The 12,398-nt window shown below is 63.4% G+C and carries 15 protein-coding genes; 12 read left to right on the forward strand and 3 right to left on the reverse strand.

Annotated elements, in window-relative coordinates; all coding sequences use genetic code 11:
• Positions 1-46: 46 nt before the first annotated feature.
• From ectA to ACRWQA_RS10300, 11 genes are all read left to right on the forward strand, one after another.
• Complete coding sequence (gene ectA / locus ACRWQA_RS10250; RefSeq protein WP_434227524.1) at positions 47-625, forward strand: diaminobutyrate acetyltransferase; 579 nt, start codon at positions 47-49, stop codon at positions 623-625.
• 81 nt (positions 626-706) lie between these two features.
• Positions 707-1,972: a diaminobutyrate--2-oxoglutarate transaminase gene (gene ectB, locus ACRWQA_RS10255; protein WP_434227526.1), complete on the forward strand. Its 1,266-nt coding sequence runs from the start codon at positions 707-709 to the stop codon at positions 1,970-1,972.
• A gap of 114 nt (positions 1,973-2,086) precedes the next feature.
• Positions 2,087-2,482, forward strand: a complete 396-nt coding sequence (locus ACRWQA_RS10260; RefSeq protein WP_263579971.1) for an ectoine synthase — start codon at positions 2,087-2,089, stop codon at positions 2,480-2,482.
• A 375-nt stretch (positions 2,483-2,857) separates the two neighbouring features.
• Positions 2,858-3,652 carry an ATP-dependent zinc protease family protein gene (locus ACRWQA_RS10265; protein WP_263579970.1) on the forward strand — a complete coding sequence of 265 codons (795 nt, stop codon included), beginning with the start codon at positions 2,858-2,860 and terminating at the stop codon, positions 3,650-3,652.
• Positions 3,653-3,688: 36 nt separating this feature from the next.
• Entirely contained in the window at positions 3,689-5,194 is a 1,506-nt protein-coding gene (locus ACRWQA_RS10270; protein ID WP_263579969.1) for an inactive transglutaminase family protein, read from the forward strand.
• Between the two features lie 4 nt (positions 5,195-5,198).
• Positions 5,199-6,194, forward strand: coding sequence for an alpha-L-glutamate ligase-like protein (locus tag ACRWQA_RS10275; protein WP_263579968.1), 996 nt, complete (start codon positions 5,199-5,201; stop codon positions 6,192-6,194).
• Positions 6,195-6,227: 33 nt separating this feature from the next.
• Positions 6,228-6,680, forward strand: a complete 453-nt coding sequence (locus ACRWQA_RS10280; RefSeq protein WP_434227528.1) for a transcriptional repressor — start codon at positions 6,228-6,230, stop codon at positions 6,678-6,680.
• 21 nt (positions 6,681-6,701) lie between these two features.
• Entirely contained in the window at positions 6,702-7,154 is a 453-nt protein-coding gene (hisI, locus tag ACRWQA_RS10285) for a phosphoribosyl-AMP cyclohydrolase (RefSeq protein WP_263579966.1), read from the forward strand.
• Positions 7,155-7,214: 60 nt separating this feature from the next.
• Positions 7,215-7,496 carry a membrane protein insertion efficiency factor YidD gene (gene yidD / locus ACRWQA_RS10290; protein ID WP_263583971.1) on the forward strand — a complete coding sequence of 94 codons (282 nt, stop codon included), beginning with the start codon at positions 7,215-7,217 and terminating at the stop codon, positions 7,494-7,496.
• A 123-nt stretch (positions 7,497-7,619) separates the two neighbouring features.
• Positions 7,620-8,201, forward strand: a complete 582-nt coding sequence (locus ACRWQA_RS10295) for a DJ-1/PfpI family protein (RefSeq protein ID WP_434227531.1) — start codon at positions 7,620-7,622, stop codon at positions 8,199-8,201.
• Positions 8,202-8,284: 83 nt separating this feature from the next.
• Entirely contained in the window at positions 8,285-8,692 is a 408-nt protein-coding gene (locus ACRWQA_RS10300) for a ribbon-helix-helix domain-containing protein (protein ID WP_263579964.1), read from the forward strand.
• On the opposite strand, the gene ACRWQA_RS10305 is transcribed toward ACRWQA_RS10300, so the two are convergent.
• Both ACRWQA_RS10305 and ACRWQA_RS10310 read right to left on the reverse strand, forming a co-directional pair.
• Positions 8,656-9,087 (reverse strand): SufE family protein, encoded by a 432-nt coding sequence (locus ACRWQA_RS10305; RefSeq protein WP_434227533.1) that lies wholly within the window; start codon positions 9,085-9,087, stop codon positions 8,656-8,658. The genes ACRWQA_RS10300 and ACRWQA_RS10305 overlap by 37 nt on opposite strands.
• A 28-nt stretch (positions 9,088-9,115) precedes the next feature.
• Entirely contained in the window at positions 9,116-10,243 is a 1,128-nt protein-coding gene (locus tag ACRWQA_RS10310; protein ID WP_434227706.1) for a tyrosine-type recombinase/integrase, read from the reverse strand.
• 243 nt (positions 10,244-10,486) lie between these two features.
• On the opposite strand from ACRWQA_RS10310, the gene ACRWQA_RS10315 reads away from it, so the two are divergent.
• Positions 10,487-11,635: a DNA-binding protein gene (locus ACRWQA_RS10315; RefSeq protein WP_446326281.1), complete on the forward strand. Its 1,149-nt coding sequence runs from the start codon at positions 10,487-10,489 to the stop codon at positions 11,633-11,635.
• 74 nt (positions 11,636-11,709) lie between these two features.
• On the opposite strand, the gene nfuA is transcribed toward ACRWQA_RS10315, so the two are convergent.
• Positions 11,710-12,300: a Fe-S biogenesis protein NfuA gene (nfuA, locus tag ACRWQA_RS10320; RefSeq protein WP_263579961.1), complete on the reverse strand. Its 591-nt coding sequence runs from the start codon at positions 12,298-12,300 to the stop codon at positions 11,710-11,712.
• Positions 12,301-12,398: the final 98 nt, after the last annotated feature.

Below are 12,398 nucleotides of genomic sequence, written 5' to 3' on the forward strand. Positions count from 1 at the left end.
AGCCCTGTTATCATTACGAGCAACATCGCGACAACGAAGCCATACCATGAACGTGACACCGCAGCCTTTCACACCCTCCGCCGACCTGGTCCGCCCAAGCGTGGCCGATGCCGTGGTCGGCAGCGATGCCGCACCCCTGTTCATTCGTAAGCCCAACCCCGACGATGGTTGGGGGGTCTACGAATTGGTCAAGTCGTGTCCGCCGCTCGATGTGAATTCGGCCTATGCCTATCTGTTGCTGGCGACCCAATTTCGCGACACCTGCGCCGTTGCCACCAACCAGGAAGGTGAGATCGTCGGCTTCGTGTCCGGCTATGTGAAGAGCAACGCGCCGGATACCTATTTTCTCTGGCAGGTGGCGGTGGGCGAGAAGGCCCGCGGCACCGGCTTGGCCCGACGCCTCGTCGAAGCCGTCATGACTCGTCCCGAACTGGAAGACGTCCACCATCTGGAAACCACCATCACGCCGGACAACCAGGCATCATGGGGGCTCTTCCGTCGCCTGGCCGATCGCTGGCAGGCGCCCCTCAACAGCCGTGAATATTTTTCGACGGACCAGCTCGGCGGTGAACACGACCCCGAGAACCTCGTGCGTATCGGTCCCTTCGACACCCGGCGCATCTGATTCCCGCCCGATTCGCTGGATGGTCGAGGCCTTCGGCCGTCCATGCTTTCCTACGCTTGACTATTCCGACAGGAGGTCGATATGCAAACCCAGACTCTTGAACGTCTCGAATCCAATGTGCGGACCTATTCCCGCTCTTTCCCGGTGGTCTTCACCAAGGCCAGGAATGCTCGGCTGACCGATGAGGAGGGACGCGAGTACATCGATTTTCTGGCCGGTGCCGGCACCCTCAATTACGGCCACAACAATCCGCACCTCAAGCAGGCGCTGCTCGACTATCTGGACAGCGACGGTATCGTGCACGGTCTCGACTTCTGGACCGCTGCCAAGCGCGATTACCTCGAGACCCTCGAGGAGGTGATCCTCAAGCCGCGTGGCCTGGAGTACAAGATCCACCTGCCGGGACCGACCGGCACCAATGCCGTCGAGGCCGCCATCCGCCTGGCCCGAGTGGCTCAGGGGCGACACAACATTGTCAGCTTCACCAACGGCTTCCACGGCGTAACCATGGGCGCGCTTGCCACCACCGGCAACCGCAAGTTCCGCGAGGCCACCGGAGGCATCCCGCTGCAGGGCAGTGCCTTCATGCCCTACGACGGCTACCTGGGCGAACACACCGATAGCCTGGACTACTTCGAGAAGCTGCTGGGCGACAACTCCAGCGGCCTGGACTTGCCAGCGGCGGTGATCGTCGAGACCGTTCAGGGCGAGGGCGGCATCAACGTGGCTGGTCTGGATTGGCTCAAGCGCCTCGAGGGCATCTGCCGCGACAACGACATCCTGCTGATTGTCGACGACATTCAGGCCGGCTGTGGACGTACCGGCAAGTTCTTCAGCTTCGAGCACGCTGGTATCAAGCCCGACATCGTGACCAACTCCAAGTCGCTGTCCGGCTTCGGCCTGCCGTTCGCTCACGTCCTGATGCGCCCCGACCTCGACAAGTGGAAACCGGGTCAATACAACGGCACCTTCCGCGGCTTCAACCTGGCCTTTGCCACGGCGGCGGCTGCCATGCGACAGTACTGGCGTGACGATACCTTCGAGCGCGATATCCAGCGCAAGGGCAGGGTGGTCGAAGACCGCTTCCAGAAGATCGCCGCCTGGATCAGCGAGCAGGGTGTACCGGCCACCGAGCGTGGCCGTGGTCTGATGCGCGGGATCGACGTCGGTGACGGTGAGCTGGCCGACAAGATCACCGCCAAGGCGTTCGAGAAGGGGCTGGTGATCGAGACCAGCGGCCAGGCCGGAGAAGTGGTCAAGTGCTTGTGTCCGCTGACCATTCCCGATGAGGACTTGCTCGAAGGGCTGGATATCCTCGAGGCAAGTGTCAAGGAAGTCATGGCCTGAGTGGGTGCCGCCATTAGCTGATACGGCGCCCCAAGGCATTCATGTTACCGGCCGGCTGTCGTTGTCGATGTCGCGGCAGCCGGTCAGTCTATGGATTGAATGGAGACCTGGAAGATGATCGTTCGCAATCTCGAGGAAGCGCGCAAGACGGACCGTCTCGTCAAGGCGGAGAGTGGCACCTGGGACAGTACGCGTCTGGTGCTGGCCAATGACGGCGGTGGTTTTTCCTTCCACATCACACGGATTTTCGAAGGCACCGAGACACATATCCATTACAAGCATCACTACGAGTCGGTGTACTGCATCGAGGGTGAAGGCGAAGTGGAGACCCTGGCCGATGGCAAGATCTGGCCGATCAAGCCGGGCGACATCTACATCCTCGACCAGCACGACGAGCATCTGCTGCGGGCTCACAAGACCATGCATCTGGCTTGTGTGTTCACGCCGCCGATCACCGGCAAGGAAGTGCATCGCGAGGATGGCTCCTACGCGCCGCCTGACGAGGCGTGAAGGCGACGGACCACCGCGTCAGCGGAAACACGAACCCCGGCCGACGAGTCGGGGTTCGTCGTGTGGATTTCGCCTACGCGACGGTCGATTTCGGGATAGCTGACCGTGCGAGCCTTGTGCAAGCTGGCCTGAGCCATTCTCAGCCATAGATTCGCATAATGTATATTATGTTAAATCAAGGTTCGGTCACGGCGTTGGACAACGCCACCTCGAAATCCTTATCATCCTCCGTCATGTTTCGCCGCGACGAAACGTGCGCCCTTCAAGCCACGCCTAACTGCCGCTACGCCTGATCCGTAGCCCGACCGGAGGCTGTCGATTCCAATGCGACCGAGAACGCTATCCGCACCCATACCCTGGTTGCTGAGTTCATTGTTGATCAGCGGATGCGCCCTCACACCTGACTCAGAGCCCGAGCCCACGCTCAGCCCTGCGGCCTTCGAGGCACGCATCGGCCAGCTCGAAGAGCAGATCGCGCTGAGCTGCGATCGTCCCGATACTGATACTGCCATGGATCAGCGCCAGGCCGAGCTACTCGCCGAGCTGCGTGATGCCGGCGTCACGCTCCGTCACTTGCGCGGCGATATCGAGCGGCTCGAGCAGCGTGGCGATGAACCGCTGGTGGTCCCGGCAGAATGCAACAATGAGCTTAGTGAGACGCTGTCGTCCAAAGCGATGGTAGGACGCTCCGAATGGATCGGCCTGCCCGACGTGGGCACCTACCTTCGTGCGCGGGTCGATTCGGGCGCCAACACCTCTTCCCTCTCCGCCACCGACATCACGCGTTTCGAGCGCGATGGCGAAGACTGGGTTCGTTTCAAGCTGGGCCTCAACGAGGACGATGTCGTCGTCGACGGCGTGCGTGGCGAGTGGATCGAGCGCCCGGTCGAGCGTCGGGTGCGTGTCATGCAGGCCGCCGGCAGCACCTCGCGCCCTGTCGTCAGCCTCCTGATGACGCTGGGGCCGATTCGTGAAACGGTGGAGTTCACGCTCAATGATCGCACCCATCTCAACTATCCGGTCCTGCTTGGCCGGCGCTTTCTGATGGATATCGCCCTGATCGACGTGGCGGAAAACTACATTCACCCCCGGCCTGAGTTCCCCGGCGGTCGTCCGGCCTCCGAGGCGCCGGAGGACGAGATCAACGACCGGGACGAAGAAGAAGGCTGATACCGAGCCTGACTGCCCTACATGCAAGGATGATACATGTCGCGACTGCCCTTCTATCTCATCGTGGGTCTGCTGATGGTGCTCGGTATCGGCACGAGCCTCCATCGCCATATCCAGATGGAGGTTCCGTGGACTCCAGGTGAACAGCGCCAGGTCTGGGAGGTCGAAGCCGTCGTCGATTTCACCGCCCTGGGCGAGCCCGCACGCGTCGAACTGGCACTGCCCTCGCATCAACGCGGCTACCGGATCCTGACCGAAAACACCGCCTCGCCGGGTTTCGGTCTGTCGTTCCTGCAGGACGAGGCCGGTCGTCGTGCTCAGTGGTCGATCCGCCGTGCAACGGGTAGCCAGCAGCTCTACTACTCCGTGCGCCTGCAGGTGACCGATGACCAACGGCAGCGACAGATTGCTCGCCCGCCCTTGCGCGAAGTCAGCTGGGAGCGTCCCTATGACACGGCAGCAGCCCAGGTGATCGAGCGCGCCTGGATGCGCAGTGCCGATCCCTACACCTTCACGCGAGAGTTGATTCGTGACTTCAACGAAGATCGTCAGGGTGAGAATGCTCGCTTGCTGCTGACTCAGTTCGAGCGCACGCCTCTGCTGGTGCGCCTGCTGAATCAGGCCGGCGTGCATGCCCGCGAAGTGAGCGGGCTGATGCTCGAGAACGGGCGTCGACGGCAGGCGCTGACCTCCTGGATCATGGTCTTCGAGGACGAGGAGAACTGGGCGCTGTTCAACCCACGTACCGCCGATCAGGGGCAGCCTGAAAATCTCCTGCTGTGGGAGACTGCAGGGCGTGCGGTACTCGAGGTTCAGGGTGGCACCAACTCACGGGTCACCTTCTCCATGCTGTCGCGCAGCCAGCCCGCCGCTGCGGCCGTGCGCAGCCAGTTGGCCGACGACACCCTGCTCAACTTCTCGATCCACAGCCTGCCGCTCGAGGAACAGGCTCTGTTCCAGACCATTCTGCTGATTCCCATCGGCGCGCTGGTGGTCGTGTTCCTGCGCATCCTCGTGGGGATCAAGACGTCGGGTACCTTCATGCCCGTGTTGATTGCGCTGGCCTTCATCCAGACGACCCTGCCCACCGGACTGGTTGGTTTCCTGCTGGTCGTATCCGTTGGGCTGGTGATACGCAATTATCTCTCCTATCTCAACCTGCTACTGGTCGCCCGAGTCTCGGCGGTGATCATCACGGTCATCGCCATTATTTCGATCTTCTCCGTGCTGTCTTATCGCGTTGGGCTCAACACTGGCCTGACGATCACCTTCTTCCCGATGATCATTCTGGCCTGGACCATCGAGCGGATGTCGATACTGTGGGAGGAAGAAGGTCCCAAGCAGGTCTTGATTCAGGGTGGCGGAAGCCTCATTACTGCGGTACTGGCCTATCTCGCCATGAACAATCCGTGGATACGCCATATCACCTTCAATTTCCTGGGCGTGCAGCTCATCATCATGTCGTTGATCCTGCTGCTGGGTAACTACACGGGATACCGGTTGCTCGAGCTGAGACGCTTCAAACCGGTCACCGAGGACTGAAATCATGTGGGCACGGCCGAGCCAGCTCCTGCGTCGCGGCATCATCGGCATGAACCGGCGCAACATTCGCTACATTGGGCGCTACAACAGCCGGCGGCTCTATCCGCTGGTGGATGACAAGCTGAAGACCAAGCTGCTGGCCGAGAAGCACGGCATCACCACGCCAGCCCTGATCGGAACCGTGACCACTCAGTTCGGCATCAAGGGCTTGCAGGAAATGATCGCCGGACGCCCGGGCTTCGTCATCAAGCCGGCCAAGGGCAGTGGCGGCAAGGGTATCCTGGTCATCGAGCGCGTCGACCAGGATGGCTTCGTCAAGCCTAGCGGCGCCAAGCTCAGCATCGGTGATCTCCACCGCCATGTCTCCAACATTCTGTCTGGGCTCTACTCTCTGGGTGGCACTCCCGACGTGGCGATGATCGAGGGTCTCATCAACTTCGACGAGCAGCTTTCCGAGTACACCTACGAGGGCGTTCCGGACATTCGCGTGATCATCTTTCGCGGTTACCCGGTAATGGCCATGATGCGCCTCTCCACGGCGGCTTCCGACGGCAAGGCCAACCTGCACCAGGGAGCGGTCGGCGTGGGGCTCGACATCGCCACGGGCACGGCGGTTCGCGGCGTGCAGTTCGACCGCTCGCGTCGTGACCATCCGGATACCGGCCATGAGCTCGCCAGCTTGCGCATCCCCGACTGGACCAACCTGCTGGAGCTGGCCGCCGGTTGTTATGAAATGACCGGGCTCGGTTATCTCGGCACCGACATGGTGATCGACCGCGATCGCGGCCCCATGTTGCTCGAACTCAATGCCCGCCCGGGGCTGGCCATCCAGATGGCCAACGGAGAAGGCTTGCGTTCGCGCCTGGACCTGGTGGAGAAGCAGCCCGATGGACTGGGTGTCAAGGAGCGGGTCGCCTTTGCTCAACAGCATTTTGCCCGCCGGGGCGAACTCAAGGGGCTGCCCGAACCCGAGCTGGTCCAGCCTTGCCTCAGCACGTAGAATGAACGCTACTCCAGAGACATCGGGTCGCCCATGACCGACGCTAACGCCCTGCTCGCGCAGGCCGAAAGACAATGCCAGCTTCGCGGGGTGCGCTTCACCCCGATTCGACGACGTGTTCTCGAGATGATCACCGGGGCCAGCGGTGGCCTGAAGGCCTACGAGCTGCTCGATCGACTGGCCGTCGAGCATGCGGCGGCGCGCCCGCCGACCGTCTATCGTGCACTCGACTTTCTCATCGAGCAGGGTTTGGTGCATCGCATCGAGTCGCTCAACGCCTATGTGGCCTGCCCTTGCCCCGAGCATGCCCACGGCTTCCAGCTGTTGATCTGCCGTCACTGCGGACGAGTCGAGGAGCTGCATCTGGACGACGTCAACGCGCAGCTCAGCGCCCAGGCACGCGACTTGGGCTTTCGCGTCGAACGCCAGACGATCGAGCTGCTGGGCAGCTGCGATCTGTGCCTGACGGCTGCGGCGCGGGCCTGAACCAGTCATAACGGAAACGCCATGACCGATCTCTTCAAGCAACTCGAGCGTGCCGAACTCGGTGCCCGTCTACCACTCGACCGGATACTCCCTGCCGTTCGCTTCAACGACGACGGCCTGATCCCGGCCATCGCCCAGCAGCACGACAGCGGCGAAGTATTGATGATGGCGTGGATGAACCGCGAAGCGTTGGAGGAGACGCTCGCCAGTGGGCGCGTCTGCTATTGGTCGCGCTCGCGGGGCAAGCTGTGGCGCAAGGGCGAATCCTCGGGCCAACAACAGCACCTGCGTGGGGCCAGCCTGGATTGCGATGGCGACACCCTGCTGCTCAAGGTCGAACAGACCGGTCCGGCTTGCCATACCGGGCGGCGCAGCTGCTTCTACCTGGCGCTGGATGGCAACGAGGCGCGTATCGACAGCGAGCCGCTGATCGATCCCGACACCCTCTATCGCAAGCCTTCGGAGGGGCGCTGACGCGTGGCCGCCTGGCTGCAGCGCTTGGGCAGGCTGCTGCGAAGCGCCTTGGGCCTGGCGATGATCGGCCCGGTCAGGCTCTACCAACTGGTGGTGAGCCCCCTGCTGGGGCCACGCTGTCGCTTCTGGCCCAGCTGTTCGCACTACACCGTCGAAGCCATCCAGGTTCATGGCCCGTTGCGCGGCGGTTGGCTTGCCGCCAGGCGCATCGTGCGCTGCCACCCAGGCAGTGATGGCGGCATCGACCCCGTGCCAGGCGGCCCTAGCGAACGCCTGTGCCAGAACGACCCCGAGCTCGACGAGCACTTTCGTTGCCGGCGCGGACAATGTTCCAGGCACTGACCTGCTCTGTCCAACCTCTCTTGCCGTGCGGGTGTAGTAGCCCGCTACCACCCTCCTCCGGTTCGCCCGTGCCAGACTGATCCGTGGTACACCCACCACAACGAGTCGATGAGGAGACACGTCATGTCCGCCAAGCGACTGCTTTTGCTGTGCGGCGATTTCGCCGAAGACTATGAAACCATGGTGCCGTTCCAGGCCCTGCAGGCCGTGGGCCACCGTGTCGATGCGGTATGTCCCGACAAGCGGGCCGGCGACAGCATTGCCACCGCCATTCACGATTTCGAGGGCGACCAGACCTACAGTGAAAAGCCCGGTCATCGTTTCACGCTCAATGCCGATTTTGCCGCAGCCGATCCTGCCGACTACGATGGCCTGGTGATCGCCGGCGGACGCGCCCCGGAGTATCTGCGCCTGAACGACAAGGTCATCGCGCTGGTACGGCACTTCTTCGAGGCCGACAAGCCGGTGGCGGCAATCTGCCACGGTGCCCAGCTACTGGCTGCCGCCCGGGTGCTGGAGGGGCGCACCTGTTCGGCCTATCCCGCCTGTCGTCCCGAGGTGGAACTCGCCGGCGGCCGCTACGCCGACATCGCGGTGGACGATGCCGTGACCGACGGCAAGCTGGTCACCGCACCAGCCTGGCCCGCCCATCCGGCGTGGATCGCCCAGTTCCTGAGGGTGCTGGACACGAGGATCGAACTCTAGCCGCTACTCGAAACCGCCTTGCCCTGGCCCGCGACCGGCGCCATGATGAAAGCGTCGGTCGGGCCAGCAAGGGAGGAAATGGTATGTGCAGGCTTTTCATCGGCGCCGAACCGGGCCTGTGGGAGCCTCAGACCCGCTCCATGCGTCTCGACGGCGTCTCGACCAGCGTACGCCTGGAGGGATTTTTCTGGGCGGTGCTCGAGGAAATCGGCAGACGCGACGGGCTTACGCTCAGTCAACTGGTGGCGAAGCTCTCACGGGAGTGCGCCGAGGCCGGGCACGACCCGGCCAATTTCGCTTCCTTCCTGCGCGTCTGTTGCGGGCGTTACCAGGCGCTGCAACTGGCTGACGAAATTCCCACGGCGCGGGATGTCACCATCGCCAGCCTGGATGCCGAGAGCATTCTCGCCCGGGAGCGTCAACGGCATGCCGTCTTACGGCCTTCGGGACGGCATCAGGCGGAGGCAGCCTCTTTCTCGGCGACTTCGTAGATCTTGCCGAGCATGGCGTGCAGGCCATTGCTGCGCGTGGGGGAAAGATGCTTGTCGAGCCCCAGGTCCTGCAGGAAGTGGGGGCTGGTGTCGCGAATCTCACCGGCCGGTCGGTCGTTGTAGATGCGCATCAGCACGGCGATCAGGCCGGAAACGATGGCCGCATCCGACACCGCATCGAAGTGCAGCACCTCGCCGTCGCGCTGATGGTGCATCCAGACATTCGACTGGCAGCCCTGAATCTTCAGCTCTGGCGTCTTCCACTCTTCGGGAAATGCCGGCAGTTGCTTGCCCATGTCGATGATGTACTGATAACGGTCCATCCAGTTATCGAACATCTCGAACTCTTCCCGCAGGGCCTGCTGGGCCTGTTCGGCCGTGGCTTCGGTGGTCATGTTGCCTCCCGTGTTGACGTGGTTCTCATTATACCGGTTCGGCCCCGGATTCGTCCGCCCTGCCGGGCAAGCCGTGGGCGGATTGCTGGCGATGCCACTCCTCGTCCTCGCTGTGTAGGTACTGGGCGGTGGTATCGAGCCTCGCGTGACGTGCGGTACCGGCGAGATAGCGCAGCTCGACCCCGGCCTGTGCCTGATGCGTGAGTGCGGTGTGGCGCAGCCAGTGAGGTGTCGCGGCACGCAGTCGGGACACCTGCGACCTCGCCTCCTCGCCGGCCTCGGTTTCCAGGGCGTCGGCCGCCTGACGGAAGGTGTCGCGAATCAATCGGTAAAGCTGGTTGTCGCCGAGGCCGCGTTGCCCGTCGAGCCCGCGCAGCACCGCGCCCTCCTCACCAGGCCGCGGTTCGGCGGCAAGGCCCAGCGTTTGCCGCCAGTCGCGTAGCAGGGCCAGCATGTCATCGGGTACCGGGATGCGCGCCGTCTTGCCGCCCTTCCCCGTCACGCGCCACCACCAGCGCCCTTCCCGCGGGAAGAAATCCCCCATTTCGGCGGCGGCCATCTCGCTGATGCGCGGCGCCAACAGGTAAGCGAAGCCGAAGATCGTGCGCCGTCGCTGCCAGAGGTAGTCTTCGCGGGTGCTGGCGTTCTCGGCAGGCGGCTCGCTCAACCATCGCCATAGCCATTCCCACAGCGGGCGCTCCAGGTAGCGGTCGATGCCAGGCTGTCGATTGTCGAGGCGGCGGCGCTTGTCGCGCATCAGGCGGAATGGATTGTGGCTGACCCACCCCGCTTCCACCAGCCAGGCAAACATGCCCTGCAGGATCACCAGGCTTTGCCGGCGGCTGGCCGGCGACAGCGGGCCGCGAAACGGACGCCAGTCCGGTGAATGGCGCGGCCGTGGCGGCCCTACCCAGAGGTGGCGGGGCGTGGGAGACGCCAGGAAGGCCTCGAAGGTATCCAGGTCCTGGCGGCGCAGCTCGCCGAGGCCGCACTCCTGGTGCCCCAGCCACAGCAGCAGGCGCTCTGCCTCGCGGCGGTAGGCGCGTAGCGTCTGCGGGCTGGCACGAAACTCGGTGAGCCACTGCGCCACCGCCTCGGCGTCGCTCCGGGCAGCAATGCGTGCTGCCCCGTGCGTGCTCGTCGCGGGTAGTGGCATATCCAGTGTCGGGGTGTGCGTATTCGCTTCCTGCCACCCACTGGGGAGAAGAGCATTGCCGCCCTCCTCGCTCGGTACCCTCATTGTGACCACCGCTCTTCGCTATCGAATAGCTCGAGTCTCGCCTGTATCGACTGGTTATTCAAGATAAGACGGGTAATCATGAATTTAAGGTCGCGTCGTTACGTATTTTACGTAATTACGTATAACGTAATTTCCTTTTCGCTTTGGACGAAAGTCGCTATGCTTAGGAATCCCGAGCGGGCGCACGGAAACAGCAAGAACAAGCGACGCCTGCCGCGTGAGCAAGGATCCGCCGCCACACCACACAAGGAGATCGTCATGGCACGCAGCGGTGTGCAGTACGAGGACGTTCAGCAGGCCATCGAGACCCTGCTGGCCAAGGGAGATGCCCCCAGTGTCCAGAAGATTCGAGACGTGCTGGGAACCGGCAGCTTTACCACCATCAGCGATCACCTGCGCGAGTGGCGCTTCCAGCGCGAGGCGAACCGTGACCTGCCCGCCTCCCACGCCATGCCGGAGCCGGTGCTGAAGCTGGCGGAAAGCCTGTGGCACATGGCTCAGGAGTCTGCCGGCGAGGCCTTGGCAGGCTACCGTGAGGAGGCTGACCGGCGCGTGGCCGAGGCCCAGGCAGCGATGCAGGAAGCGCAGCGCCAGGTCGAGGATGCCGAGCAGCGCGAAGCTGCCCTGTCGTCGCACCTGGCGGGGACGGAGCAGCGTCTCGAACAACGCAGTGCAGCCCTGGCACGGGTCGAAGCCGAGCGCGACCAGTGGCAGGAGCGTGCGCGACAGATGGAGGAGCGGCTAAGCCGTACCCTGCAACAGCTCGACAAGCTGCAGAAGGAGAACGAGCAGCAAGGTCAGGCCCACCAGCAGGCGTTGGCCGACCGCGATGCCCAGCACCTGGCGCGCCTGAATCAGGAGGAACAGCGCCACGAGGCGGCCGAGGCGCGGCTCATGAGCCTGCTCGACGAGTCGCGGCAGGAGCGGGTATCGGCCGAAAAACGGCATGATGCCATCGTTGCACAGTTGGAGAAGCGCCAGGAGAACCTGCAGCGGCAGTTTCACGAAACGCAGGCTGCGCTGGGGCGCGAGGAGAAACAGCACCGCGAGACCCAGTGGGCCAGGAGTCGCGCCGAGGAGCGCATCGATACCCTGCGCCATGAACAATCGCTGCTACAGGCGCGCATCGACGATCAGAAGCGCCATATCGACGAGCAGGCAGCGCGCCTGCGCACGCTCGAAGCCGAGCTGATGCGGCGTACCTGGCAGCCTGGCGAGGGAGGGGTGGCATCGTCGCGTCGTGCGGAAAGTGGTGGGGAAACGCAGGAAGGCTCCACAGCGGTGGAGCCTTCCGAGAGCGTTCGCTGATCCTCGTGCATGCCCTGCGGGGCATGCCTGGGCGATTGGGAGCTCGAATCAGCGATGAAGAGGTCGTTGATGCGTCAGCGATAGTAGGCGTTGGTGGTGTCGGTGTGGTCGGTCACGTCGCGGATGCCGGCAAGCTCGGGAATACGATCCATCAGCGTCTTCTCCACGCCCTCCTTCAGGGTCAGGTCCACCGCGGCACAGCCCTGGCAGCCACCGCCGAAGGCGAGCACCGCCACCTGGTCCTGGGTCAGCTCGACCAGCTTGATTTCGCCGCCATGGGCGGCCAGGCCCGGGTTGATCTCGCTGTAGAGGATGTAGTTGACGCGATCCTCCAGCGGGCTGTCAGCGTTGACCTTCGGCATCTTGGCATTGGGTGCCTTGATGGTCAGCTGGCCGCCCATGCGATCGGCATTGAAGTCGACCACCGCCTCCTCGAGGAAGGGAATGCTGTTCTTGTCGATCAGTGCCGTGATCTTCTCGAGCTCCAGGCGCTCGTCGCTGGGCTCTTCCTCGCCAGGCCGGCAATAGGCCAGGCACGTCTCGGCATAGGGCGTACCCGGCTGGGTGATGAAGATGCGCACTGCAATCCCTTCGACGTTCTGCTTCTCGAGCAGCTCGGCGAGGTAGTCCTGGGCGCTGTCGGTAATCCGGATGATCTCGCTCATGGTGTTCTCGCTGGTCGGGCCTGGTCCTCGTCGGGCCGGCCATATGTGACATACCATCATGGTAAGCAAAAGCCCGCCTGGAGACAATCCCGACTGTT

It is taken from the genome of Billgrantia sp. C5P2, assembly GCF_051062895.2.